A 25419-nucleotide genomic window follows, 5' to 3' on the forward strand; every position below is an offset into this window, starting at 1 on the left:
CTCCCGTTCCGTCCATGAATGGTCCGTTACAGCGCGTCCGGCCCACGCTCGCCGGTGCGCACCCGCACGGCCGTCTCGACGGGGACCGCCCAGACCTTGCCGTCGCCGATCTTGCCCGTCCGCGCGGCCTTCACCACGACATCGAGCAGCTGCTCGGCGTCGTCGTCCTCGACCAGGACCTCTATCCGGATCTTGGGTACCAGGTCGACGGTGTACTCGGCGCCGCGGTAGACCTCGGTGTGCCCGCGCTGACGGCCGTATCCGCTGGCCTCCGTCACGGTCAGTCCCTGGACACCGAAGGCCTGGAGGGCTTCCTTGATCTCGTCGAGCCGGTGCGGCTTGACGACCGCGGTGATCAGCTTCATGCGTCGACCTTCTTCGTGTTCTGCGGGTCCTTCGGGGTGGCGGCCGGGGCGGGTACGGCCTGGCGGGCCAGGGCTCCGCCGCCCGCTCCGCTGTAGTCGTACGCCGTCTCGGCGTGCTCGGCCTGGTCGATGCCGGAGACCTCGTCGTCCTCGGGAACCCGCATACCCATCGTCTTGTCGATGAGGAAGGCGAGGATCGCGGAGGCGATCAGCGAGTACGCGAGGACACCGCCGACGCCCGCGAGCTGCTTCCACAGCTGGGACAGGCCGCCACCGTAGAACAGGCCCGCCGCGTCGGACTGACCGCCGCCCGTGGCGAAGAAGCCGATGAGCAGGGAGCCGACGATGCCGCCGACCAGGTGGACGCCGACGACGTCGAGCGAGTCGTCGTAGCCGAACTTGTACTTGAGGCCCACGGCCATGGCGCAGAGCACACCGGCGATGGCGCCGATGGCGATCGCGCCGAGCGGCGAGCAGGAACCACCGGAAGGAGTGATGGCGACCAGACCGGCGACGGCACCGGAGGCGGCGCCGAGCGAGGTGAACGCGCCGTGCCGGATCTTCTCGTAGATCAGCCAGGCCAGCATGGCGGCGGCGGTCGCGACCTGCGTGTTGATGAACATCAGCGCGCCCACGCCGTCGTCGTTGCCCAGCCACGAGCCGGCGTTGAAGCCGAACCAGCCGAACCACAGGAGGCCGGCGCCGAGCATCGTCCACGGCAGCGAGTGCGGCCGCATCGGGTCCTTCTTGAAGCCGACGCGCTTGCCGATGACGAGGATCACGCCGAGCGCGGCGGCACCGGCGTTGATGTGCACGGCCGTACCGCCCGCGAAGTCGATCACGCCGAGGTCGAAGGCCCAGCCGCCGGTCCCCCACACCCAGTGCGCGACCGGGAAGTACACGATCGTGGCCCACAGCGCGATGAACAGCGCCCAGGCGCTGAACTTCACGCGGTCCGCGAGCGCGCCGCTGATCAGGGCCGGCGTGATGATCGCGAACATCAGCTGGAAGACCGCGAACACGTAGATCGGGATCGTGTAGCCGTCCCAGAGCTGGGTGATGCCGATCCCGCTGAGCCCGACGAAGTCGCCGTCCCAGCCGATGATCGACCCCTTGTCGGTGCCGAACGCGAGGGAGAAGCCGTAGAGGACCCACAGGATCGTGACGATCCCGAGGCTGATGAAGCTCATCATCAGCATGTTCAGGGTGCTCTTGACGCGGACCATGCCTCCGTAGAAGAAGGCCAGGCCCGGGGTCATCAGCATCACCAGGGCGGAACAGATCAGCATGAAGCCTGTGTTGGCGGGCGACAGTGTGGGTGCGTCTGCCGCCAGCGTGATGGCTGGAGCCATCGGCGTCTCCTCGTCGTTGGTACGGCCCCGTGCGGGCGAAGCCTGATGCGGTCATGAGGGGTGGGCCGGTTATGCGCCATGACATTGGCGCAGCGCCGTTTCCGTTCGGGCCCCTCGGTGTTTCGCCGCAGTGACGAAGAGGTCGCGGGTGTTACGGGTGGATGAAATGCCGGATTGTGTCCGCGCCGCTCGTTACGGTGACGCGACCGGACCGGGAAAAGAGACCGGCCACGGTCTCCGTCCGCGATGACCTGGCGTAGGGGAGCCGAGTCGGGCTGTTTCGGGACGGATGGCCGTGGCCGGCGTTTGTGGGGGTGCTCCCCCGCCTTCAGACCGCCGCTTCGGCGGTCTCCGGCAGGTGGAGCGCGAGCTGTTCGGTGAGATCGATGACCTCGGCGACCTCGCCGAAGTCCCGTACCGCGGTGGCGACCGTCTTACGGATCCGGGTGTTGACCCGCTCGGAGCGCACCTTCCTGGCGATCTCCAGGGCCTGCCCCGCGAGCACCGTGGACTGCTCGGGCTCCTTCTGCAGGAGGTGCACCGTGGCCATCCCGATCAGGTTCAGCGCGTACGAACGCTGGTGCTCGGCGTCCTTCCCGAACAGCTCGACGGCGCGCTTCATCACGGGCCCGGCCATCGACGCGTACGTGGGGCTGCGACCCGCCACGTAGGCGAGATCCCGGTACGAGTGGCTGTTCTCGCCGTGCAGTTCGGCCTCGGAGAAGAAGCGGATCCAGTCGGGATCCGGCTCGTCCCAGTCGTCGGCATCCGTGAAGGTGTCCTCGGCCATCCGCACGGCTCGCTTGCACTTGCCGGGCTGCCCCATGTTCGCGTACGCGCGGGCCTCCATCGCATACAGCATGGACTGGGTGCGGGGGCTGGCGCAGTCGCGACTGCCGTACTGGGCGAGGTGGATGAGTTCCAGGGCGTCGTCGGGGCGGCCGAGATGGATCATCTGCCGGCTCATGCTGCTGAGCACGTACGAGCCCAGCGGCTTGTCGCCCGCTTCCTTGGAGGCGTGCAGGGCGAGCACGAAGTACTTCTGGGCGGTGGGCTGCAGGCCCACGTCGTAGCTCATCCAGCCCGCCAGCTCGGCGAGTTCGGCGGCGACCTTGAACAGGCGGCGCGTCGTCTCCTCGGGCTGCGGCTCCTGAAGCAGATCGGTCACCTCGTGGAGCTGGCCGACGACGGCCTTGCGGCGCAGGCCGCCGCCGCACTGGGCGTCCCACTGGCGGAACATCACCGTGGTCGACTCCAGGAGGTCGAGCTCCGGCTTCGAGAGCCGGTTCCCACGACGCTGCGTGGCCTGCTCCGGCTCCGGCCTGGCGGAGGCCCCCGGGGTCGGCACCAGCCAGCGCTGCATCGGCTCGATCAGCGAGGGGCCCGCGGCGAGCGCGAGCGAGCTGCCGAGGAAGCCGCGGCGCGCGAGCATCAGGTCGCTGCGCGAGAACTCGCCGATGAGCGCCACGGTCTGGGGGGCGGTCCAGGGCAGGTCGACGCCGGACACCGAGGGCGCCTGGTGCGCGGCGCGCAGGCCGAGGTCCTCGACGGCGACGACACAGCCGAAGCGCTCGGAGAACAGCTCGCTGAGGATCCTCGGGATCGGCTCTCGCGGGTTCTCCCCGTCGAGCCATCGGCGTACGCGCGAGGTGTCCGTGGAGATGTGGTTCGCACCCAACTGCCGGGCCCGTCGGTTCACTTGGCGCGCCAGCTCGCCCTTGGACCAGCCACTGCGCACGAACCACGAACCGAGCAGCTCGTTCGGGCGCTTCTCGGCGTTCGTGACGCCACCGCCGCTGCCGCCCACTGGAACGCCCCCATCCCTGAAAGCCATCTAAGCCGCTGTGTGCGAAGCCCCGTCGGCCAGTCGACCGTCGGCCTCCACACTCTTGCCCGCAAGCCCTACCAGGATGCCGTCAAACCCGGCTCCCCGTCCGGCAGTTGTCACTCCTCGAACAGGAAACCGACTTGCCTCCGGCATACCCACGGGTGCACTCACCCTCAGGGCTCGTGCACTGAAAGTAATCCTACGATCACCCCTCCCGCGAGGGCGAACACGGAAACGCCACCATTCGCCACCCCTTCGAATGAACCCAGCAGTGGCCCCACACGATTCACTTGACATAGGACAGCCGGAAGTAGGCGAACCAGGGTGGACGGGGGCGCGCGGCACCGGGCGCACCACCCCGAATGCGAATCAGCTCCGGTCCGACCGGAGCGGCGTGCGCATTGGGTAACGATCCGATTCCGCCACGTAACCGCTGGCGCACGGGATGGGTTGGAGGGGGCATGGGCTTCACGATCGGCGGCATGCGCGAGATGCGCACCGGCTCACGGCGCCGCGGCCGCACGTCCGGCCGCGCTTCGGACTGCACCACGGTGGCGGAGTTCACCGGCCTCTGGGGCTGGGACGTGGCGCCCGGCGCCCGCGCCGCCGGCTCCGAGTGCTCCTGCGGAAAGGCCGGCTGCCCGGCCCCCGGCGCCCATCCCCTCGACCCGGCCGCGGTGGCGCCGGCGGGGGCCACGCTCGACGAAGTGACCGAGTTCTGGGGCCGGTTCCCCGGCGCCGCGGTACTGCTGCCGGTCGGCCGGGCCTTCGACGTGATCGATGTGCCGGAGGCCGCGGGGCGCCGCGCGCTGATCCGCCTGGAGCGCATGGGCCTCCCGCTCGGCCCGGTCATCGCCACTCCGGAGGGCCGCGCCCACTTCTTCGTGGCACCGGGCGCCGCGGCCGAACTCCCCACGCTGCTCTACCGGATGGGCTGGGACGACGCCGACCTCGACCTGCACGCGCTGGGCGCGGGTTCCTACGTCACGGCGCCGCCGTCGGACCGCGGCGGCCTCGGCCCGACGACGTGGCTGCGCGCACCGTCCCTGGACACGGCGACCCAACCGCCGCAGGCACGGCTGCTCCTGGGCACGCTGGCGTACGTGGCGCATCGCTCGCCCTGCGTATGAACGAAAGCGGGGAACCACGTGACCGGGTGAAGCCGGTCCGCAGTTCCCCGCCGGGTGCGAAGAGAACTTCCGCTACTCGCCGATAAGCGCATCCACGAACGCCTCCGGCTCGAACGGCGCCAGGTCGTCGGGCCCCTCGCCGAGACCCACGAGCTTGACCGGCACCCCCAGCTCCCGCTGCACGGCCACGACGATGCCGCCCTTGGCCGTGCCGTCCAGCTTGGTCAGCACGATGCCCGTGATGTCGACGACCTCGGCGAACACGCGGGCCTGGACCAGACCGTTCTGCCCGGTCGTCGCGTCGAGCACGAGCAGCACCTCGTCGAGCGGCGCGTGCTTCTCCACGACCCGCTTGACCTTGCCGAGCTCGTCCATGAGCCCGGTCTTGGTGTGCAGGCGCCCCGCGGTGTCGATGAGGACGACGTCGGCGCCCTCCTCGATGCCCTCCTTGACGGAGTCGAAGGCGATGGAGGCCGGGTCGCCGCCCTCGGGGCCGCGCACGGTGCGCGCACCGACCCGCTCGCCCCACGTCTGCAGCTGGTCGGCGGCAGCGGCACGGAAGGTGTCCGCGGCGCCGAGCACCACGTTCTTGCCGTCGGCGACGAGCACGCGCGCGAGCTTGCCGGTGGTGGTGGTCTTGCCGGTGCCGTTGACGCCGACGACCATCACGATGCCGGGCGTCGTGCCCTCGGTGGCGAAGCCCTCGGTCTTCACGGTGCGGTCGAACTCGGGGACCAGCAGCTTGAGGAGCTCCTCGCGCAGCAGCGCGCGCAGCTCGTCCGGCGTGCGGGTACCGAGCACCTTGACGCGCTCGCGCAGGTTCTCGACCAGTTCCTGGGTGGGCTGCACGCCGACATCGGCGGTGAGCAGCGTGTCCTCGATCTCCTCCCACGTGTCCTCGTCGAGGTGCTCGCGGGACAGGAGGGTGAGCAGGCCCTTGCCGAGCGCGTTCTGCGACCGGGAAAGGCGGGCGCGCAGCCGCACGAGGCGGCCCGCGGTCGGCTCCGGAACCTCGACCTCGGGAGCGGCGGGCTCCTCGACGGCCGGGGCCTCGGGTTCCTCTTCCACGGCCGGCTCGGCGGTGGGGAGATCGACCTCTTCGATCGTGCGCCGCGCTTCGTCGCGCGGCGTCTCGGCCTCTTCGCCGACGTGCGGCTCGGCGGGCGGGGCGGTGGTGATGTCGGGCGCCGACGGCGGGGACGGGGGCAGCTGCTTCTTCTTGCGGCTGCCGATCACGAGCCCGCCGAGCGCGCCGATCACGACCACGGCGATGACTACAGCAAGGATGACGGTTTCCATAACCCGTCCAGTATCAGTCATGGACCCCGCCCGAGCCTTGTTCGTGCCTTCCTCCAAAGGACAAAGGCCTCTGACGGGTTCGACTCGGACTAAAGTACGATGGCAGTCGTCGCATCAACGCGCGTAGAGTCCAACGCGATCCGGACACCACGCCCAGATCTCGACACCCACTCCACAAGGGCCCTGCGGGCCCGTCACCCCCCCCCACCGGCTCTCCGTCCCCCACGGCCGAGCCGAGCGAGAGGCACGGAACCCCACCGCATGAGCAAGACCGCCGAAGCCGAAGGCGCGCTGGAGACACGCGGCATCGAGCCCGTCCCCGACGCCGAGCGCACCGCCAAGACCCGCGAGCTCTTCCCCACCTGGGTCGCCGCCAACATCAGCGTGCTGTTGCTCACGATGGGCGCGAGCCTCGTCGTGACGTACAAGCTGAACTTCTGGCAGGCCATCGTCGTCGCCATCGCGGCGCCCATCGTGTCGTACGGCCTCGTGGGTCTGATCGGCATCGCGGGCAAGCGCGGTGGCGCGCCCGGCATGGCGCTCTCCCGCGCGGTGTTCGGGCAGCGCGGCAACCTGCTGCCCGGCTCGCTGATCTGGGTCGCGCGCTGGGGCTGGGAGACGATCAACGCGGTGACCGGCGCGTACGCCGTGCTCACCGTCCTGGACATCCTGTTCGGCATCAAACAGAACAACTTCCTGGTGATCCTCACCCTGTTCCTGTTCGTGTGCGCCACGTTCGCGATCTCGGGCCTCGGCATCAACGTCGTGCAGATGTGCAACAAGTACGCGACGTACCTCTTCGGGATCTTCTCGGTCCTGGTGCTGGTCTACCTGATCATCAACACCGACTGGTCCGAGGTCTTCGGGCAGCCCACTGGTAAGACCTCCCTGATGGTCGCGGGCATCGGCATGATCGCCGCCGGTGGCGTCAGCTGGATCCCGTCCTCCCCCGACTTCACCCGCTACCTGCCGCGCACCGCCTCCACCAAGGGGATCATCGGGAACTCGATCGGCGGCGCCGGTATCGTCGTGCTGCCGATGGTCCTGATGGGCGCCGTGATGGCGGTCTCCACGCCCGACCTGGCCTCCGCCCAGGACCCGGTCTCCTTCCTCGGCGAGATCCTGCCGCTGTGGATCGCGGTGCCGTACCTGCTGATCGCCCTGGTCGGCATGCTGCTGATCAACGCCATGTCGATGTACTCGGCCGGCTTCACGGCGCAGACCCTCGGCTTCAAGGTGCCGCGCCACTGGGCCGTCTCCATCAACGCGCTGATCTCGCTGGTCTTCGGCGCCATCCTGATGCTGGTCGCGACGAGCTTCATGAGCTCGTTCATCTCCTTCCTCTCGCTGCTCGCCGTGGCCTTCTCCGCCTGGGTCGGCGTCTTCGGCGCGGACATGTTCAAGCGCAAGCACTACGACGCCGCCGCCCTCATCGACACCACCCGCACCAGCGCCTACTGGTACAAGGGCGGCTTCTCCCCCGCCGCGTGCGTCGCCTGGGCGGTCGGCCTGGTCGTCGGCCTGCTGTTCACGTCGTCGACCTGGTTCTCGGGCCCGCTCGCCTCGAACAACTTCGTCGGTGAGTACGGCCTCGGCTGGGTCGTCACGATCGTCGTCTCCGGCCTGCTGTACCTGGCGCTGCCCAAGCCGGCCGACACCACGAAGGCCCCTGACGAGTCCGAGGCCGTCGAGGCCATGGCCTCCTGACGCTCCGTCAGCTAACGTCCCCCTCCACGAATCCGGCTCCACGCCTCGCGGAGGGGGACTTTTCCATGCCCGTGTCCGTCGTACGGTTCAACCTCGTCGACCCCGCCGGCACGCCCGAGACGCTCGCCGCCCGCTACCAGGCGGCCGTCGAGATGGCCCGCTACGCCGACGAGCAGGGCATCGACACGGTGCAGACCGAGGAGCACCACGGCGTCGCCAACAACTGGCTGCCCTCACCCTTCACCTTCGCGGGCGCGGTCCTCGGCGCCACGAAGCGCATCGCGGTCACCGTCTCCGCGATCATCGGCCCGCTGCACGACCCGCTCCGCCTCGCCGAGGACATCGCCGTGCTCGACCTGCTCAGCGGCGGCCGCCTGGTGACGGTCTCCGGCATCGGCTACCGGCCCGAGGAGTACGCGCAGTTCGACGTGGAGTGGAAGCGGCGCGGCAAGCTCCAGGACGAGCTGCTCGAAACGCTGCTCAAGGCCTGGACCGGCGAGGAGTTCGAGTTCCGCGGCCGCCGGGTCCGCGTCACCCCGCGCCCCTTCACCCAGCCGCACCCGCTGCTCCTGGTCGGCGGCTCCTCGAAGGCGGCCGCACGCCGGGCGGCCCGGCTCGGCCTCCCGTTCTTCCCGAGCGCACACCTGCCGGAGATCGAGGCGTACTACAAGGAACTCCTGGAGGAGTACGGGACCGAGGGCTGGACCATGATGCCGGGGAAGGTGACCCCGCTCCTGCACCTGTCCGACGATCCGGACCGCACCTGGGCCAAGCACGGCGAACACTTCCTGCACGAGGCACGGACGTACGCGTCCTGGCAGTCGGGGGACATCAAGTCGGCCGTGAAATCGGGGGCCTCGTCGGTCGAGGAGCTGCGCGCCGAGGGCGTCTACCGGGTGCTCACGCCCGAGGAGTGCCTGGCCCAGGGGCTCGACAACTTCATCCTGCACCCGCTGTCCGGCGGCATGCCCCTGGACGAGGGCCGCCGCAGCCTGCAGCTGTACTGCGAAAACGTACTGCCCCGGCTGAAGGACCAGTCGTAGGTCCTTCAGCCGGGGCAGTCACAGAAGCGGGGAGATGGCAGCGGGGACTTGAATCCATCTCCCCGGTCTCGGGGAGGGGAGGCGGAGGTCAGACGACCGTTTCCGCTTCCTCCAGTGTCTTGCCCTTGTACTCCTTCACGAACTTCAGGGTGAAGGGGATGGAGAGCGCCGCGAAGATCGTGTAGATCACGTACGTGCCGCTCAGGTTCCAGTCGGACAGGGACGGGAACGTCGCGGTGATGGTGTAGTTCGCCAGCCAGTTGAACATCGACGCGACACCGATGGCGGTGGCCCGGATCTTCGGCGGGAACATCTCGCCGACCATGACCCAGAGGATGACGCCCCAGCTCATCGCGAAGAAGAAGACGAACCAGTGGGCGGCGATCAGGGCGACCCAGCCCTGCGCGTTCGGCAGCTTGCCGTCGACCAGGTCGTACGAGAACGCCCAGGCCTCCAGCGCGAGACCGATGACCATGCCGACGGAGCCGATGAGGGCGAGCGGCCTGCGGCCGACCCGGTCGATCAGGAGCATCGCCACGACGGTACCGATGATGTTGATGATCGACGTCGTGAACGAGTAGAAGAACGAGTCCGTCGGGTCGACACCGACCGACTGCCACAGCGTCGAGGAGTAGTAGAACGCGACGTTGATGCCGACGAACTGCTGGAAGACCGCGAGGCCGATACCGACCCAGACGATCGGCTTGAAGATGAAGCTGCCCTTGAGGTCCCGGAAGGTCGACAGGCGCTCGTTCTTCATGCCGTGCTCGATCTCGGCGATGCGCGCTTCCGCGTCGGCGCCGTCGCCCTCGACCTGCCTGATGACCCTGCGGGCCTCGTCGGGACGGCCCTTGCCGAGCAGGTAGCGCGGCGACTCCGGGATCATGAACGTGAACACGCCGTACAGGGCGGCCGGGATCACCATGATCCCGAGCATGACCTGCCAGGCCTCCAGGCCGAGCAGCTCACCGCGCTGGTCGCCACCCGCGGCGTTCAGCAGGCCGTAGTTGACCAGCTGCGAGATGGCGATGCCGAGCACGATGGCGGCCTGCTGGAAGGAGCCGAGCCGGCCGCGGTAGGCCGGCGGCGCCACCTCGGCGATGTACGTCGGGCCGAGCACCGAGGCCATACCGATGGCGAAGCCACCGATGACGCGCCACAGCATCAGGTCCCACAGCGCGAACGGCATCGACGAGCCGAGGGCGCTGATGATGAACAGCACGGACGCGATCTGCATGCACCGCACGCGACCGATCCGGTCGGCGATCCGTCCGGCGGTCGCCGCGCCGATGGCCGAGCCGAGCAGCGCGATGGCGATGACCTGAGCGAGGGTCCCGGAGCCGATGTCCCACCGGTCACGGATGGCTTCGACGGCTCCGTTGATGACTGAGCTGTCGTAGCCGAAAAGGAAGCCACCCATGGCGGCACCGGCCGCGATCAAGGTGACACGTCGGAGATTGCCCGGCTCTTCCTGCCGGGCTCCCGCTACTGGTGCCGCACTGCTGGTCACATGTACTCCTCGGGCCACCGGCCTCGCTGCCGGGGGTGGGGGCGAGCCCTTCAGATCCGATTCCAGTGGCGCATAACTTCGCGCCACCCACCACCTGAAGGTAAAAGCAACGTTGCAGAGACTATGCCTTCATGTTTTGAAGTCAATACTTCGGGTCCTGTGAATTTCAGGCATAGGTGTGTCGTACTGCGTTCAAGGCTTGAACACTGGTAGGGGTCGGTACAGGCGGGGCCTAGCTCAGCCGCTGGCTGATGACCTTCGACACCCCGTCGCCCTGCATGGACACGCCGTACAGCGCGTCGGCGACCTCCATCGTGCGCTTCTGGTGCGTGATCACGATGAGCTGCGAGGCCTCCTGCAGCTCCCGCATGATGCGGATGAGGCGCTGCAGGTTGGTGTCGTCGAGCGCCGCCTCCACCTCGTCCATCACATAGAACGGGCTCGGCCGCGCTTTGAAGATGGCCACGAGGAGCGCCACCGCGGTCAGGGACCGCTCGCCGCCCGAGAGCAGGCTGAGCCGCTTGACCTTCTTGCCCGGCGGTCGGGCCTCGACATCGACGCCTGTCGTGAGCATGTTCTCCGGGTCGGTCAGGACGAGCCGTCCCTCGCCGCCCGGGAACAGTCGGCTGAAGACGCCCTCGAACTCACGCGCCGTGTCCCGGTAGGCCTCGGTGAAGACCTGCTCGACGCGCTCGTCGACCTCCTTCACCACTTGAAGCAGGTCCGCGCGGGTCTTCCGCAGGTCGTCCAGCTGCTCGCTGAGGAACTGATGACGCTCCTCCAGCGCCGCGAACTCCTCCAGAGCAAGCGGGTTGACCTTGCCGAGCTGCTGGTACGCGCGCTCCGCGGACTTCAGCCGCTTCTCCTGCTCCGAACGGACGAACGGGCGGGGCTTGTTGCGCGGGTGCTCCGGGTCCTCGGGCAGCTCCTCGCCCTCGGCGGGGAGCGAGGGCGGCACGAGCTGGTCGGGACCGTAGTCCGCGACAAGTCCGGCCGGTTCGACACCGAGTTCCTCCAGCGCCTTGGTCTCCAGCTGCTCGATCCGCAGCCGCTTCTCGGCGCCGAGTACCTCGCCCTTGTGGACCGAATCCGTCAGCTTGTCGAGTTCTTCCTTGAGCTCGCGGCCGCGCGCCCGCTCGGCTCCGAGCTCCTGCTCCCGCGCCGCCTTCGCCAGCTCGGCGAGGGTCCGTTCCTCGTCGGCCCGGGTGATGGAGACCTCGACGTGCGCGAGCAGCTGGCGCGCGCCGGACGCGACGGCCTCGGCGACCGAGGCCTCGTACTGGCGGCGGGCGCGCTGCCGCTCGGCACGCGCGCGTGCGTCGCGCTCGGCGCGGGCGGCCCGGTCGAGTGAGTCGGCGCGCCCCGCGAGCCCCTTGACGCGCTCCTCGTGGGTACGCACCTGGAGGCGCGCCTCCATCTCCGTCTGCCGGGCGTTGGCCCCGTCGGCGGAGAGGCGGTCGCGCACGGAGGTGTCGGGTTCCTCGTCGGCTGGCTGTTCCTCGGCCACGGCGAGGCGCTCGGCCAACTCCTCTGCGTCCTGTACGGCCTTCTCCAGCGCGTCCTGCGCCTTGGTCGCGGCGGCGGCGCTGCGTTCGGCCTCGCCCGCGGCGCCGCGCGCCTGCCCGGCGAGCCGGCCGAGCTGCTGCGCCCGGCCGGAACGCTCACGCTCTATGACCCGCTGCTGCTGCCCCAACTCCTCGACGAGCGCGGCGCATTCGGTGCGCCGCTCGGCCGCGGCGTGCTGCGCCTCGGCCCACTGCTCGCACTGGGCGGCCAGCTCCTCCAGCTCGGCGGCGGCCTCGTCGACAGACGCCTGCACCTCCAGCAGGCTCGGCGCCCCGGCGGACCCACCGTGCGCGAAGTGCGCCCCGAGCAGATCGCCTTCGGCGGTCACCGCGGTCACGTCGGGCCGCGCGTACACCAGGTCCTCGGCGTCCTCGAGCGTCCCCACGACGACGATTCCGCGCAGGAGCCGGCGCACGGCAGACATCAACTCATCTGGTCCGCGGACCAGTTCAGCGGCGTACGGAGGGCCACCCGGCTGCTGAGTCTCGGTGGCCGAGCCGTCCGCGTCAGCGGCGAGCAGCAACGACGCCCGCCCGCCGTCCTGCTTGCGCAGCAGGCGGATCGCGTCGGCCGCGGCCGTGGGCGTGGTCACCGCGATCGCGTCGGCCGCCGCGCCGAACGCCGCCGCCACCGGCACCTCATGCCCCGGCGCCACCGACAGCAGCTCGGCGGCGGGGCCGAGCAGCCCGGTCAACCGGTCCTTCGCGCCGAGCAGCGCACCCGTGCCGTCCTTGCGCCGCAGTCCGAGCGCGAGCGCCTCGTGGCGGGCCGCGAGCGCCGCGCGCTTGCGCTCCCCGGACGTGGCGGCCTCCCGCGCGGCGCTCAGCGCGGCCTCCGCCTCGGCGAGCGCGGTCTTGGCCGCCTCGTGCCGCGCGGTCAGCTCCTCGTCACCGGCGTCGAGCCCGTCGACCTCGGCCTGCAGCTGCTCGTACTCCTCCTGCGCGGCGACCGCCCGCTGCTGCGCCTCGTCGCGGGAGGCGGCGAGCCGGTCGATCTCGGACTGCGCGGAAGCGGCCCGGGAGCGCGCGGCGTTGACCTGGCCCTGAAGGCGGGCGAGGCCTTCCCTGCGGTCGGCGATGGCACGCGCGACGTCCTTGAGCCGGCGCTCCTCGACCGCCAACTCCCGCTCCAGATCCGCCCGGTGGGAGACCGTCTCGTCCAGGGCGACCTGCGCCGCTTCGAGGGCGGCCTCCAGCTCGGCCTCCTGCTCACGCACCCGCGCGGCCTCGCGCTCAAGGTCCTCGGGCTCACGTCCGCGCCGCTCCTCCGTGGGCGCCGCCGTGGCGCTCTTGACCCGCGCGTCGGCCAGCGAGACCGTTCCGCGCACCCGCTCGGCCAGCTGGGAGAGCTCGTACCAGGACTGCTGCGCCCGCTGCAGCCGGGGCGTCAACTGCCGGACCGCGTCCTCCAGGTGCCCCTCGCGCAGCTGTGCCTTCTTCAGCTCCTCCTCGGCCGCGCCCTTGCGCCGCTTCAGCTCCGCCTCGTCGGCGACCTCGGTGCTGAGCGCTTCACGGTGCCGTACGAGATCGTCCGCGAGCAGTCGCAGCCGCGCGTCGCGCAGGTCGGCCTGGATCACGGCGGCCCGGCGCGCGACGGCGGCCTGTCTGCCCAGCGGCTTCAACTGCCGCCTCAGCTCTTCGGTCAGATCCTGTACGCGCGAGAGGTTGGCCTGCATCGCGTCCAGCTTCCGCAGCGCCTTCTCCTTGCGCTTGCGGTGCTTGAGGACGCCCGCGGCCTCCTCGATGAAGGCGCGACGGCCCATGGGATCGGCGTGCAGCACGCCGTCGAGCTGGCCCTGCCCGACGATGACGTGCATCTCTCGGCCGATGCCGGAGTCCGACAACAGCTCCTGGATGTCGAGGAGTCGACACGTGTCGCCGTTGATCTGGTACTCGCTGCCGCCGTTGCGGAACATGATCCGCGTGATGGTGACCTCGGCGTATTCGATGGGCAGCGCGCCGTCGGAGTTGTCGATGGTGAGCGAGACCTCGGCGCGGCCGAGCGGGGGCCGCCCGGTCGTGCCGGCGAAGATGACGTCCTCCATCTTGCCGCCGCGCAGCGACTTGGCACCCTGCTCGCCCATGACCCAGCTCAGGGCGTCCACGACATTGGACTTGCCCGATCCGTTGGGGCCCACGACACAGGTGATGCCCGGCTCGAACCGCAGTGTGGTGGCCGAGGCGAACGATTTGAACCCGCGCAGGGTCAGGGCCTTGAGGTGCACGCCGTCGGACTCTACCCGGCACCCCTGTCTCACTCCATGAACCCACGGTTTCACGCGTGAACATGCAGGGCACATCAGACGTATAGAACGTCAGCGCAAGAGGGTGCACGGGGGCACCGGGAGGCCCGGCCGAGAGGAAAAAGGGACGCCGAAGCGTCCCTTGGATAACTCGGTCGAGCGGGTGATAGCGGCTGGTTACGGGCGATGCCCGACCACCTGGGTCGCTGGGGGTGGTCAGGTGAGCGCAGGCTCCGCCTGGGGTACGTCGATACCCTCGATGAGAGAGTCGTGAGAAGCGGCAGCCGCGAGCGCGTCGTTCTCGGCCTGAATACGGCCGAGCTCGGATTCGAGGTCCTGGACGCGCTGCTGGAGCCGTCGCATCTCGGCGAGAAGTCGCGGGTCGCTGCCGCCGACGTAACCGAGAAGCGCCTTTGCCATGATGGATGGTCCTCCACAATGAGTGACCGACCGAAGCGGTGTGGGTCGTGAGGGATTCGCACCCGCGGTGCTTGGCACTTCTTGTATTGCTGCCGTTCTCACATGCCAAACAGCTAAGGTGCGCGGGGACTTCCAGAGTCTCACCAAAAAGTTTGACGGTCAACACGATCACGCCCCGTATTGGCGGGCAAACCGGGGGCTTCGCGCCGCAGAACCTGCGGTACGGCCTCACGTTCGGGGCCCGGGGGCGTAGAGATCATCCGTTGCCGGGGAGCCTGCCACGAGTCCCCGTTCTTGGCAACCACCAGGGCGTTTCTGCCGCACGCAGGTGCCTGCGGCACGTCCCGCGCCCCCTCACCCGGGCCCGCCTGCGCCAACGACTCAGCGGATGGCAAACCCGTCGTAACCGCCGCGGGGCGTGTCCCAGATCTCAGTCACACCCTCGACGCGGCCGGGTGTGTCGTCGCCATGGAGCCAGTCGAGCAGTTGCTGACACGCGCCGCGTGGTCCCTCGGCGACCACTTGGACACGCCCGTCGTCCAGATTGAGAGCAAAACCACTCAGGGAGCCGATCTCCAGCGCGCGTGCACGGGTGAACCACCGAAAACCCACACGTTGGACACGTCCTCGCACCCAGGCGGTGAGCCGTACTTCTTCGTTCATGGGTGCACGCTAACCGGCCAAAAGCACTCGGAGCACTTCGCCCACTGGGGAGTTGGGGTAGCGTCCCCGACCATCGAGCCTCACTCGTACGGGTGAGAAGCACGCACCACAGTGACGACCGCGAGGACCAGAGGACCAGGAAGGCACAGGACATGGGACGCCACCGACGCTCCGCCGCCGGCCGCCCGCACGCGAGCGACTTTGCGCAGGGCTACGCGGAGTACCCACCGCGCCCCACGCCTCCCGCCCAACCCGGCACCTCCCACCACCGCAAGCGGCGCGACGGCGTGCCGCTGCGCACCGGTCTGCTCGGTGCCTCGGCCGCGGTCGCGATGGGCGCGGTCGCGGTGACCACGGGGCTGATACCCGGCGGCGGGAGCTTCAAGTTCGGCGGCGGTGACGGCAGCAGGGTGCAGGCCGCCGACTCCCCCGACGTCACCGCGCAGGGCGGCACGAGCGGCGCGGTCGACGACCGGGCGCCGTCCGCGGCGAGCCGCGACACCGAGCGGGCCACGCCGTCCGCGACGCCGTCACGGTCCGCTTCGAGCGCAGCCCCCCGGACCTCCGAACCGTCGAAGCGTCCGCAGCAGTCCCGGTCCGCCGACGACAGCGGTACGAGGACGAAGAGCGCGAGCCCGTCGACGGCCGCCCCCTCGTCACCGGCCCGCACGAAGGCGCCCTCCAGCGGGGGCGGCGGCGGCTCGGTGACCACATCGGAGAAGGCGGCATCGGCCCAGGTCCTCTCCCTCGTCAACCAGGAGCGCTCCAAGGTGGGTTGCTCCCCGGTGACGGCGGACAGCGGCCTCGCCTCGCTCGCCACGGCGTTCAGCGACGACATGGCCTCGCGGGACTTCTTCGACCACACGGACCCGGACGGGTCGACGCCCTGGGACCGCGCCAAGGCGGCGGGCATCACGGACCTCGGCGGCGAGAACATCGCCCGCGGCCAGGCGAACGCCCAGTCGGTCATGGACTCCTGGATGAACAGCCCCGGTCACAAGGCGAACATCCTGAACTGCGACTTCAAGACCCTGGGCGTCGGCGTGCACTTCGGCTCGGGCGGGCCGTGGTGGACGCAGGACTTCGGCTACTGACGCCTTACGCCGGCGTGCGCGGCGGGCGCTGGCAGCGCGGGCAGTAGTAGCTGGACCGGTTCATCCACGGGCGCCGGCGCATCGGCGTCGAACAGCGCCGGCACGGCAGCCCCTCGCGCCCGTACGCGTCGAGCGACCGGTCGAAATACCCCGACTCCCCGTTCACATTCACGTACAGGGCATCGAAGCTCGTCCCGCCGACGCTCAGCGCCGCGTTCATCACATCCCTTACGTGGCCCAGGAGTTCGGCCGTGCGCGGGCGCGTGAACGTGCCCGTGGGGCGCTCGTAGTGCAGCTTCGCGCGCCACAGTGCCTCGTCCGCGTAGATGTTGCCGACGCCGCTGATGAGGGACTGGTCGAGCAGGGCCCGCTTGATGGTGCTGCGCTTCGCGCGCAGCGCGGTGTGGAACGCGGCGTCGTCGAAGAGCGCGTCGAGGGGGTCGCGGGCGATGTGCGCGATGACATCGGGCAGGCCGGCGGCATCGGTGTCGTGCAGCGAGAGGCCGCCGAAAGTGCGCTGGTCGACGAAGCGCAGCTCGGTGTCGAGGTCGTCGGCGAAGCGGACGCGGATGCGCAGGTGCTTCTCGTCGGGAGCGTCGTGCGGCTGCACCAGGAGCTGGCCGCTCATGCCGAGGTGGGCGAGGACGGAGAGGCCCGAGCCCTCCAGCGGCAGCCACAGATACTTGCCGCGACGGCTCGGCTCGCCGATCGTCTGCCCCTTGAGCCGCGACGCGAAGTCCTCGCCACCCGCGATGTGCCGCCGCACGGACCGCGGGTGCAACACCTCGACCTCGGCGACGGTCCGATGCGCCACCCACCGCTCCAGCCCACGCCGCACGACCTCTACTTCGGGCAACTCCGGCACGGGGGGTCCTCCGGACGAGACGGGTGGGTTGATTGAGGGGAGCGTATCGCGCACGAAACAACCCGCAGCAGGGGCCCTTGTCATCGTTGCGCGGCATCGGGGCGCCGCCTTGCCCACCCTGCCGTCCAAGGCGGCAGATTGCCCAAGGCGGCGGGTTGCGTCTATTGAGCCCCGCCTTTGGACGAGAGCCAGCGGGGTCCGGGGCGGAGCCCCGCAGCGTAGGCAAAATACAACGCCCGCCCCTCCGGCTGACCGGTGGGACGGGCGTAGGAAGCGGAGCGGTTACGTCCCGGAGGGCGTATCGACCACCGCGGCATCCGCGGCAGCGGCCCGCTCGTCCGCGGCAGCGCGAATCGCACGCCACGCGGACTCGGCGGCCTGCTGCTCCGCTTCCTTCTTGCTGCGGCCGGTGCCGGTGCCGTACGAGACGCCTCCGACGCGGGCGGCAGCAGTGAAGGTCTTCTCATGATCCGGGCCGGTTTCGGTGACCAGGTACTCGGGCACGCCGAGTCCCTCCGTCGCCGTCAGCTCCTGGAGACTGGTCTTCCAGTCCAGGCCGGCACCGAGATTCGAGGACTTCTCGATGAGCGGGTCGAACAGCCGGTGGACGAGTTCGCCCGCCGCGTCCAGACCCTGGTCCAGGTACACCGCACCGATCACCGCTTCAAGGGTGTCGGCGAGAATCGACGCCTTGTCCCGGCCGCCCGTGCCCTCTTCGCCCCGGCCGAGCCGGATGAAGGAACCCAGGTCGAGCCCGCGGCTGACCTCCGCAAGTGCACGCGAATTGACCACCGCGGCCCGCAGCTTGGCCAGTTGGCCTTCCGGCAGGTCGGGGTGGGTTCGGTAGAGGGTGTCGGTGACCACGAGGCCGAGGACCGAGTCGCCCAGGAATTCCAGGCGCTCGTTCGTCGGCAGGCCGCCGTTCTCATACGCGTACGAGCGATGCGTCAGCGCGCGCACCAGAAGGGCGGACTCGAGCTTGTACCCGAGCCGCCCTTCCAGAAGCGTGTGGGACGAGGCTGTGGTGTCCACCTTTTTCTTGGCGTCATCCGCCTTCTTGGGGCTCGACACTGTGCCTCTCACCAGCCGCTCAGACCTCGAGGACCTGGCGCTTGTTGTAGGTGCCGCAAGCCGGGCACGCGATGTGCTGCAGCTTGGGCTCCTGGCAACGCTCACACGAAACCAGGGTGGGGACCGCAGCCTTCCACTGCGACCGGCGGTGGCGCGTGTTGCTGCGCGACATCTTCCGCTTCGGAACAGCCACGGCTACTTCTCCTGCTTCTCGTCGACGCCCGCTTGCGCTTCGGCGCCGCTCATCTCGTCCTTCTCGCCGTCCTGGATGGATTCAGCGAGTCCCTGCAAAGCCGCCCAACGGATGTCGACGGCGTCGTGGTGGTGGCCCGGCTCGTCCGAAAGCCGCACTCCGCACTCGGAGCACAGACCTTCACAGTCTTCCTGGCACACCGGCTGCATCGGCAGTGCGAGCACCACCGCATCACGCAGCACCGGCTCGAGGTCGAACAGGCCGTCCTCGAGAAAGAGCCTGTCCTCGTCTTCCTCGGCGTCGTCGGCCGGTTCCGCCTTTACGCGGCCCCGGTCGTCGGCGTCAGGGTACGAGAACATCTCCTGGAAGTCCGCGTCGACCTCTTGGACGAGCGGCTCCAGACACCTTACGCACTCCCCCTTGGCCGATGCACGGGCGGTGCCTGTGACAAGCACCCCTTCCATGACCGACTCCAGGCGGAGGTCGAGCTCCACCGGGGCGCCTTCCGGCACCTCGATGACTCCCAGGAGGCCGAACTCCTTGGGAGCGTCGATCGTGCGGGACAGCCGCTGCATGGCACCAGGACGCCGACCCAGCTCGTGCGTATCGAACACGAACGGGTTGCGGTGGTCGAGGTGGGTGTTCAGGGCTGGTCCTGCTTTCGATCTTCGAAACTCATGTGGGGATCGCTGCCCCGAATTTCCGGGCAGCTCGGAACGCACGTGCTACGCGCGACCGAAGAACCAGGGTACTGGACCTTTCGCTCACGGCCCAATCTGCCCCTGGGACCGGCTCAGCGCCCCTGCTCGTACTGCCGCATCTGCTCCAGGCTGATCATGCTCGTGTCGAAGAGACTCGTCTCGTCGAGCGCGCTGTCCTGGGCCTGCTGCGGCTGGTGCTGCTGCGGGTCCTGCTGGTGCTGCTGGTACGCGTAGGGGTCCTGCTGCTGTTGCTGCTGATACGCGTACGGGTCCTGCTGGTACGCCGCGTACGGGTCCTGCTGGTAGGTGCCGTAGGCGTCCTGCTGGCCGTAGGGCTGCTGCTGGTAGCCGCCGTACGGGTCCTGGCCCTGCTGCGCGTACGCGGGCGCGGGCTCGGGGGCCTGGGCGGGGATCTGGGGGACCTGCGGAGGCGCCGGCATGTGCGGGGGCTGCGGGGCGGCCGGCTGCTGGGCCTGGGTGCCGCCGATCTCGGCGAGGCCCGCGAGGTAGTCGGCATCACTGGTGTGCGGCTGCCCCTCGGCGTCCACGCCCAGCGTGCCGAGGTCGTCGCTGGCGATGCGGCCGTGCAGCTTCTGCCGGCCCTTGCCGACGGCGTCCAGGGTCTTGGCGAGCACCGCCTCGAAGGCGCCGAGCTTGGTGTCCACATACGCGTCCGCGTCCCGGCGCAGCGTCTCCGGGTCGTGGCTGCGCTCGGGGGCGTCCTCGTCCTCGTAGCCCGCCTCGTCGACGCCGGGTCCGGTGCCGAGCAGCTTCTCGCGGCCGCGGCCGACGGAGCCGAGCGTCTTGTTGAGGACGACCTCGAAGTTGGCCAGCTTGGAGTCGACGTAGTCGTCGGCCTCCGCGCGGACCTCCTCGGCCTCCTGGCGGGCCTCCGCGAGGATCCGGTCGGCCTCGGCCTGGGCGCGCTGGGCGATCTCCGTGTCGGCGATCAGGGTGCCCCGCTCGGCCCGCGCGCTCTCGATGATCCGCTCGGCCTCAGCGTGGGCCTGCTCGACCATCTGCTCGCGGCCGCCGATGAGCTCCTGGGCCTGAGCGAGGGAGCCGGGCAGCGCCTGGCGCACCTCTTCGAGCATCGCCAGCAGGTCGGCGCGGTTGATCACGCACGAGGCCGACATCGGCATCGAGCGCGCACCACCGACCGTGCTGACGATGTCGTCGAGCTTCTTCTGCACGTCCACCGTGTGCTCGCCACTCTCTCGTCTAGACGCCGGTTTGGCTGGGGTGTTGGAGACGGACGAGACGACTGTAAGCCCAACGTGCGCGTGCGCGTCACTTCTTGGGAAGGCGCTCCGTCAATGCTTCGTGGACCTGCGGCGGAACCAGGTGCGAGACGTCGCCGCCCCAGGCCGCGACCTCCTTGACCAGGGAGGACGACAGGAAGCTGTACGTCGGGTTGGTGGGGACGAAGAGGGTCTCCACGCCGGACAGGCCGTTGTTCATCTGGGCCATCTGCAGCTCGTAGTCGAAGTCGCTGACGGCGCGCAGGCCCTTGACGATGGCCGGGATGTCGCGCTGCTTGCAGAAGTCGACGAGGAGGCCGTGGAAGGCCTCCACCTCCACGTTGCCGAACTCGGCCGTGACCTCGCGGATCAGTTCGATCCGCTCCTCGACCTCGAACAGTCCCTTCTTGGACTGGTTGATCATCACCGCGACGTGCACGACGTCGTAGAGCTTGGAGGCTCGGGCAATGATGTCGAGGTGGCCGTTGGTGATGGGGTCGAACGACCCCGGACAGACTGCGCGGCGCACGGGATGTCCCTCGCTCTCCGGTCCGGTCATCGTGCGTCGTCGCACGTGAGGGTGGTGTTCAAGGCGGCGCGACCGTACCAAAACGTGCCCTCGCCGTAGCGACGGGACCTCAGACCCTCGAAGCCGTCCGGCCACCGGAATTCGCCGCCTCTGGTGCTGCGTTCCACGGTGACGAGCGCTTCGTCCGCGAGCCAGCCCCCGGCGCGGAGTGTGAGGAGGATCTCCCGAAGATCGTCGTCGGAGACGGCGTAAGGGGGGTCGAGAAAGACCAGGTCGTAGGGGGCAGTTGGGGGCGGGCCCGCGACGATTTGCTCCGCTTTTCCGGTACGTGCCTCGGCTCCCGGCAGGCCGATCGAGCGGATGTTCTCGCGGATCGTGCGGGCGGCGCGGGTGTCGGCCTCGACGAGGAGTGCGTGGGCCGCGCCGCGGGAGAGGGCCTCCAGGGCGACGGCGCCGGAGCCCGCGTACAGGTCGGCGACGCGGGTTCCGTCGAGGCTGCCGCCGAGGAGCGCCTGCCAGGTGGAGAAGAGGGCCTCGCGTGCTCGGTCGGAGGTGGGCCGGGTGCCGTTGCCCGGGGGCACGGCGAGGCGGCGTCCGCCGGCGGTTCCGGCGATCACGCGGGTCATCGCGCTACGTCCTTGTCTTCGTCTTCCGTGTGACTGGTGCGGGTCCAGTTTGTCAGCACGTGGACGCGGTGCGCTTGCCGGGCGGCGGGGCCGACCGTTCCTACGCCGCGGGGCGCTGCCCCGGCCCCGGCGGGCTCTCATCCACGAGCGGGGCTGACGGTGCCGACCGGCGATACGACCACGGGGCACCGCGAGCTCTCGCCCAGGAACGGGGCTGACGGTGCCGACCGGCGATACGGACACCGGGCTCCACCCCGGACCCCGCGAGCTCTCGTCCACGAGCGGGGCTGACGGTGCCGAACCGGCGATACGGGTTCGGGGCTCCACCCCGGACCCCGCGAACTCTCACCCAAGAACGGGGCTGACGGTGCCGAACCGGCGATACGGCCTCGGGGCACCGCCCCGGACCCCGCGCCTCAAACGCCGGCGGGGCTGGATTTGCCCACCCGCCGCAGGGCTCGAATTGTCGTCCTGCCCCGCAGGCAATCGCCCGGCTCTCGCCCATCTCCCACCACCCGCCCCCTCCGGGGGCGTCGGCCCGACGGGGTGCCGCCACCCGTCTTTGGCTATCCGCCGGCAGCCACGGCTCCCCACCCGGGACGACGAGGGATGCCCGGCCTCGGGCAACCTCTGCCAACCGCAGCTCCCCCACCCACTGCGGTCGACCGCACCCGCCTACGGCAATCCACCGCCCTGCACTGTTCCCACCCGTTGCGGCCAACCGCCACCACCTTGGGCCATCCGCCACAAGCACGACTTCCCACCCACTGCGGCCGACCACACCCGCCTTGGGCAACCTCCGCCAGCCACGGCTCCCCCACCCTCTGCGGTCGACCCCACCCGCCTTCGGCAATCCGCCGCAACCACGACTCCCCACCCACTGCGGTCGGCCGTCGCCGACTTGGGCAATCTGCCGCCTGGGGCGGCAGGGTGGGCAAGGCGGCACCCCGGTGCCGCGCACCCTTCACGACAGGCGCCGTCCCCGGCACAGCCCCAAGGCCCCATGCCGCGCTCCCAGGGCGGGAGGCGTCGACCACGGCACGGCGGCACCCCGGTACCGCGCAACAGCTACGACAGGCGCCCGCCCCGGCACAGCAACCCGGACCCGGACAGGCCAAAGCCCCCGGAGGGGGCGGGCGGTGGGAGATGACCGGGCACCGGCACAGCCGGACAGGGGCCGGTGCCGTGCGCCGAATGCAACGGCGCCCACCCCGGCACAGCCCCAAGACCCCGTGCGGCGCACCCCGGGCGGGAGGCGCCGACCACGGCACGCCGGCCCCCGGTGCAGCGCACCCCTCACGACGGGCCCCGCCCCGGTGCAGCAACCCGGGCCCCGGACAGGCCAAAGCCCCCCGAGGGGGCGGGCGGGCGGGAGATGACCGGGCACCGGCACAGCCGGACAAGGACCAGTGCCGCGCAACAGCTACGACAGGCGCAGACCCCGGCACAGCAACCGGGCCCCGGACAGGCCAAAGCCCCCGGAGGGGGCGGGCGGTGGGAGATGACCGGGCACCGGCACAGCCGGGCAGGAACCGGTGCCGCGCGCCGAATGCAACGGCGCCCACCCCCGGCACAGTGCCGCGCACCCAGGACGGGAAGCGTCGACCACGGCACGGTGGGACCCCGGTGCCGCGCAATCAGGGCGGGAGGCCTCGGCCACGGCACGGTGAAGCCACGGCGCTGTGCAACCGGGGCTCGGGGCCCCGGCCCGGCACGGGTCAGCCCTTGTCCAGGTACTGTTCCCGTTCCTCGTCGAGGAGGGCGTCCAGCGCCACTCGTAGGGCAGGCAATGCCGCAAGCTCCGGGTCCGCCGAAACCACCTTGGTCGCCTCCTCCCGCGCCTCCGCGATGATCTCCTCGTCCTCGATCACGGCAAGCATCCTCAGGGACGAGCGGACCCCGGACTGGGCCTGGCCGAGGACGTCGCCCTCACGGCGCTGTTCGAGGTCGATCCGGGACAGCTCGAACCCGTCGAGCGTGGCGGCGACCGCGCCGAGGCGGGCGCGCGCGGGGGCGGCCTCCGGCATCTCGGTGACCAGCAGGCACAGGCCCGCCGCCGACCCACGCCCGACGCGGCCGCGCAGCTGGTGGAGCTGCGAGACGCCGAACCGGTCGGCGTCCATGATCACCATCGCCGTCGCGTTCGGCACGTTCACACCGACCTCGATGACGGTCGTCGCCACCAGGACGTCCGTCTCCCCCGCGGCGAAGCGGCGCATCACGGCGTCCTTGTCGTCGGGCTGCATCCGGCCGTGCAGCACCTCGACCTTGAGCCCCTGGAGCGGGCCACGCGCCAGCTCCTCCGCGACGTCGAGCACCGCGAGCGGTGGCCGCTTCTCCGCCTCGTCCTCGGCGGACGCCTTCTTGGCGGCGCCCTTCTTGGGCTTCTCGTCCTCGTCGTCGCCGATGCGGGGGCAGACGACGTACGCCTGATGGCCGTTGCTCACTTCCTCGCGTACGCGCTCCCACGCGCGCGCCAGGAAGTGCGGCTTGTCGGCCGCCGGTACGACATGGCTGGCGATCGGCGAGCGGCCGGCCGGGAGCTGGTCGAGGACGGACGTCTCCAGGTCACCGAAGACCGTCATCGCGACCGTGCGCGGAATCGGCGTCGCCGTCATGACCAGGAGGTGCGGCGGCTGCTTGCCCTTCGAGCGCAGGGCGTCGCGCTGTTCCACGCCGAACCGGTGCTGCTCGTCCACGACGACCAGGCCCAGATCGTCGAACTGCACCTTGTCCTCGATCAGCGCGTGCGTACCGATGACGATGCCGGCCTCCGCCGTGGCCAGGTCGAGCAGCGCCTGGCGGCGGGCGGCCATGCCCATCGAGCCGGTGAGCAGGACGACCTTGGTGGCGTGCTCGGCCCCGCCCAGCATCCCGCCCTGCGCCAGCTCGCCCATCATCTCGGTGATGGACCGGTGGTGCTGCTGCGCGAGGACCTCGGTGGGCGCGAGCATCGCGGCCTGCCCACCCGCGTCGACGACGGCGAGCATGGCGCGCAGCGCCACCATCGTCTTCCCGGAACCCACTTCGCCCTGGAGCAGCCGGTGCATCGGGTGCTCCGTGGCCAGGTCGTCGAAGATCTCCTTGGAGACCTTCTGCTGGCCGTCGGTGAGCGTGAAGGGGAGCTTCGCGTCGAAGGCGGTCAGCAGGCCGTCCGGCTTCGGGACGCGGGCGACCGCCGTCAGCTGGGTCTCCGCGAACCGGCGCCGGGCGAGGGCCACTTGGAGGACGAAGGCCTCGTCCCACTTGAGGCGGTCCCGGGCGTCGGCGATGTCGTCCTTCGCCTGCGGCCGGTGGATCTTGAGCAGGGCCTCGGGCAGCGGGACCAGGCCGCGCCCCTCGCGCAGCGACTCGGGCAGCGGGTCCTCGGCCTCGCGCGCGCTGGGCAGCACCAGGTCGACGGCCTTGGCGATCTTCCAGGACTCCAGCTTGGCCGTCGCCGGGTAGATCGGCAGCAGGGCACCGGCCCACGATCCGACGGCCTCCGCGGCCTCGTCGGACGATTCGGCGTTGAGCAACTGGTAGGCGGGGTGCGCCAGTTGCATCTTCCGGTTGAAGACCGAGGCCTTGCCGGCGAACATCGCGCGCGTACCGGGCAGCAGGTCCTTGTGCGGCTTGTGGATGCCGCGGCCGAAGAAGACGAGCTGGAGCTGGCCGCTGCCGTCGGTGATGGTGACTTCGAGGCGCTGGCCCCTGCCGCCGTTGAACTTCAGGATGCGGGCGGTGGCGACCTGGGCGACGACCGTCACGTGCTCGTCGAGCGGCAGCTCCGCGAGGCGGGTGAGCTCGCCCCGCTCCGCGTATCTGCGCGGGTAGTGGTGGAGCAGGTCGCCGACCGTGTGCAGGCCTAGATGCTCGGCCATCACCTTCGCGGTGGCGGGGCCGAGCACCTTCTTCAATGGTTCTTCGAGCGCGGGCACGAGATCCATTGCACACCACGCCACTGACAATGGCCGAACACTGCCCTGAAATGA

20 protein-coding genes are annotated in these 25419 nt (G+C 70.1%); 4 read left to right on the forward strand and 16 right to left on the reverse strand.

The window, feature by feature from the left end; all coding sequences use genetic code 11:
• Positions 1-26: 26 nt before the first annotated feature.
• The 3 genes from ACOKM3_RS14505 to nsdA all read right to left on the reverse strand — a co-directional run bounded on the left by ACOKM3_RS14505 (position 27) and on the right by nsdA (position 3524).
• On the reverse strand, positions 27-365 hold the full coding sequence (locus tag ACOKM3_RS14505) for a P-II family nitrogen regulator (RefSeq protein WP_266714579.1): 339 nt from the start codon (positions 363-365) through the stop codon (positions 27-29).
• Positions 362-1717 (reverse strand): ammonium transporter, encoded by a 1356-nt coding sequence (locus ACOKM3_RS14510; RefSeq protein ID WP_426900574.1) that lies wholly within the window; start codon positions 1715-1717, stop codon positions 362-364. Before ACOKM3_RS14510 ends, ACOKM3_RS14505 begins: the two co-directional genes overlap by 4 nt.
• 328 nt (positions 1718-2045) lie before the next feature.
• Positions 2046-3524, reverse strand: coding sequence for a transcriptional repressor NsdA (gene nsdA / locus ACOKM3_RS14515; RefSeq protein WP_426906790.1), 1479 nt, complete (start codon positions 3522-3524; stop codon positions 2046-2048).
• Positions 3525-4006: 482 nt separating this feature from the next.
• Between nsdA and ACOKM3_RS14520 the strand changes: the two genes are divergently transcribed.
• Positions 4007-4675: a bifunctional DNA primase/polymerase gene (locus ACOKM3_RS14520; RefSeq protein WP_426900576.1), complete on the forward strand. Its 669-nt coding sequence runs from the start codon at positions 4007-4009 to the stop codon at positions 4673-4675.
• A gap of 72 nt (positions 4676-4747) precedes the next feature.
• On the opposite strand, the gene ftsY is transcribed toward ACOKM3_RS14520, so the two are convergent.
• Positions 4748-5974: a signal recognition particle-docking protein FtsY gene (gene ftsY, locus ACOKM3_RS14525; RefSeq protein ID WP_426900578.1), complete on the reverse strand. Its 1227-nt coding sequence runs from the start codon at positions 5972-5974 to the stop codon at positions 4748-4750.
• A gap of 261 nt (positions 5975-6235) precedes the next feature.
• Here ftsY and ACOKM3_RS14530 point away from each other — a divergent pair, with 261 nt between their 5' ends.
• Positions 6236-7681, forward strand: a complete 1446-nt coding sequence (locus ACOKM3_RS14530; RefSeq protein WP_426900580.1) for a cytosine permease — start codon at positions 6236-6238, stop codon at positions 7679-7681.
• 65 nt (positions 7682-7746) lie between these two features.
• Positions 7747-8724 (forward strand): LLM class flavin-dependent oxidoreductase, encoded by a 978-nt coding sequence (locus ACOKM3_RS14535; protein ID WP_426900582.1) that lies wholly within the window; start codon positions 7747-7749, stop codon positions 8722-8724.
• 88 nt (positions 8725-8812) lie between these two features.
• Here the strand turns inward: ACOKM3_RS14535 and ACOKM3_RS14540 are convergent, their stop codons facing one another.
• From ACOKM3_RS14540 to ACOKM3_RS14555, 4 genes are all read right to left on the reverse strand, one after another.
• A complete protein-coding gene (locus ACOKM3_RS14540) occupies positions 8813-10234 on the reverse strand; it encodes a sugar porter family MFS transporter (RefSeq protein WP_426900584.1) in 1422 nt (473 codons plus the stop codon).
• A gap of 232 nt (positions 10235-10466) precedes the next feature.
• A complete protein-coding gene (gene smc, locus ACOKM3_RS14545) occupies positions 10467-14024 on the reverse strand; it encodes a chromosome segregation protein SMC (protein ID WP_426900586.1) in 3558 nt (1185 codons plus the stop codon).
• 234 nt (positions 14025-14258) lie between these two features.
• Entirely contained in the window at positions 14259-14462 is a 204-nt protein-coding gene (locus tag ACOKM3_RS14550; protein WP_306318751.1) for a hypothetical protein, read from the reverse strand.
• Positions 14463-14843: 381 nt separating this feature from the next.
• Positions 14844-15125 (reverse strand): acylphosphatase, encoded by a 282-nt coding sequence (locus tag ACOKM3_RS14555; RefSeq protein ID WP_426900588.1) that lies wholly within the window; start codon positions 15123-15125, stop codon positions 14844-14846.
• A gap of 152 nt (positions 15126-15277) precedes the next feature.
• Here ACOKM3_RS14555 and ACOKM3_RS14560 point away from each other — a divergent pair, with 152 nt between their 5' ends.
• The gene (locus ACOKM3_RS14560; protein WP_426900590.1) at positions 15278-16219 is read left to right on the forward strand and encodes a CAP domain-containing protein; all 942 of its coding nucleotides are present in this window, start codon (positions 15278-15280) and stop codon (positions 16217-16219) included.
• Positions 16220-16223: 4 nt separating this feature from the next.
• Here ACOKM3_RS14560 and mutM read toward each other — a convergent pair whose 3' ends face one another.
• From mutM to recG, 8 genes are all read right to left on the reverse strand, one after another.
• Positions 16224-17084 carry a bifunctional DNA-formamidopyrimidine glycosylase/DNA-(apurinic or apyrimidinic site) lyase gene (mutM, locus tag ACOKM3_RS14565; RefSeq protein ID WP_426900592.1) on the reverse strand — a complete coding sequence of 287 codons (861 nt, stop codon included), beginning with the start codon at positions 17082-17084 and terminating at the stop codon, positions 16224-16226.
• A 282-nt stretch (positions 17085-17366) separates the two neighbouring features.
• Positions 17367-18167, reverse strand: coding sequence for a ribonuclease III (gene rnc / locus ACOKM3_RS14570; protein WP_426900593.1), 801 nt, complete (start codon positions 18165-18167; stop codon positions 17367-17369).
• Between the two features lie 7 nt (positions 18168-18174).
• Positions 18175-18348 (reverse strand): 50S ribosomal protein L32, encoded by a 174-nt coding sequence (rpmF, locus tag ACOKM3_RS14575; protein ID WP_030361955.1) that lies wholly within the window; start codon positions 18346-18348, stop codon positions 18175-18177.
• Positions 18349-18350: 2 nt separating this feature from the next.
• Positions 18351-18995, reverse strand: a complete 645-nt coding sequence (locus ACOKM3_RS14580; RefSeq protein ID WP_266718907.1) for a YceD family protein — start codon at positions 18993-18995, stop codon at positions 18351-18353.
• Positions 18996-19141: 146 nt separating this feature from the next.
• Positions 19142-20248, reverse strand: a complete 1107-nt coding sequence (locus tag ACOKM3_RS14585) for an ATP synthase F0 subunit B (protein WP_426900595.1) — start codon at positions 20246-20248, stop codon at positions 19142-19144.
• 91 nt (positions 20249-20339) lie between these two features.
• Complete coding sequence (gene coaD / locus ACOKM3_RS14590; protein WP_426900597.1) at positions 20340-20819, reverse strand: pantetheine-phosphate adenylyltransferase; 480 nt, start codon at positions 20817-20819, stop codon at positions 20340-20342.
• A gap of 26 nt (positions 20820-20845) precedes the next feature.
• A complete protein-coding gene (gene rsmD, locus ACOKM3_RS14595) occupies positions 20846-21445 on the reverse strand; it encodes a 16S rRNA (guanine(966)-N(2))-methyltransferase RsmD (RefSeq protein WP_426900599.1) in 600 nt (199 codons plus the stop codon).
• Between the two features lie 1718 nt (positions 21446-23163).
• Positions 23164-25374 (reverse strand): ATP-dependent DNA helicase RecG, encoded by a 2211-nt coding sequence (gene recG, locus ACOKM3_RS14600; protein WP_426900601.1) that lies wholly within the window; start codon positions 25372-25374, stop codon positions 23164-23166.
• Between the last annotated feature and the right edge of the window lie 45 nt (positions 25375-25419).

Source organism: Streptomyces nidicola, from assembly GCF_050106155.1.
Lineage (GTDB): Bacteria > Actinomycetota > Actinomycetes > Streptomycetales > Streptomycetaceae > Streptomyces.

Coding starts and splice junctions, on each gene's coding strand:
- ACOKM3_RS14505 (WP_266714579.1), bottom strand. CDS start 365: ATGAAGCTGATCACCGCGGTCGTCAAGCCGCACCGGCTCGACGAGATC.
- ACOKM3_RS14510 (WP_426900574.1), bottom strand. CDS start 1,717: ATGGCTCCAGCCATCACGCTGGCGGCAGACGCACCCACACTGTCGCCC.
- ACOKM3_RS14520 (WP_426900576.1), top strand. CDS start 4,007: ATGGGCTTCACGATCGGCGGCATGCGCGAGATGCGCACCGGCTCACGG.
- ftsY (WP_426900578.1), bottom strand. CDS start 5,974: ATGGAAACCGTCATCCTTGCTGTAGTCATCGCCGTGGTCGTGATCGGC.
- ACOKM3_RS14530 (WP_426900580.1), top strand. CDS start 6,236: ATGAGCAAGACCGCCGAAGCCGAAGGCGCGCTGGAGACACGCGGCATC.
- ACOKM3_RS14535 (WP_426900582.1), top strand. CDS start 7,747: ATGCCCGTGTCCGTCGTACGGTTCAACCTCGTCGACCCCGCCGGCACG.
- ACOKM3_RS14550 (WP_306318751.1), bottom strand. CDS start 14,462: ATGGCAAAGGCGCTTCTCGGTTACGTCGGCGGCAGCGACCCGCGACTT.
- ACOKM3_RS14555 (WP_426900588.1), bottom strand. CDS start 15,125: ATGAACGAAGAAGTACGGCTCACCGCCTGGGTGCGAGGACGTGTCCAA.
- ACOKM3_RS14560 (WP_426900590.1), top strand. CDS start 15,278: ATGGGACGCCACCGACGCTCCGCCGCCGGCCGCCCGCACGCGAGCGAC.
- rsmD (WP_426900599.1), bottom strand. CDS start 21,445: ATGACCCGCGTGATCGCCGGAACCGCCGGCGGACGCCGCCTCGCCGTG.
- recG (WP_426900601.1), bottom strand. CDS start 25,374: ATGGATCTCGTGCCCGCGCTCGAAGAACCATTGAAGAAGGTGCTCGGC.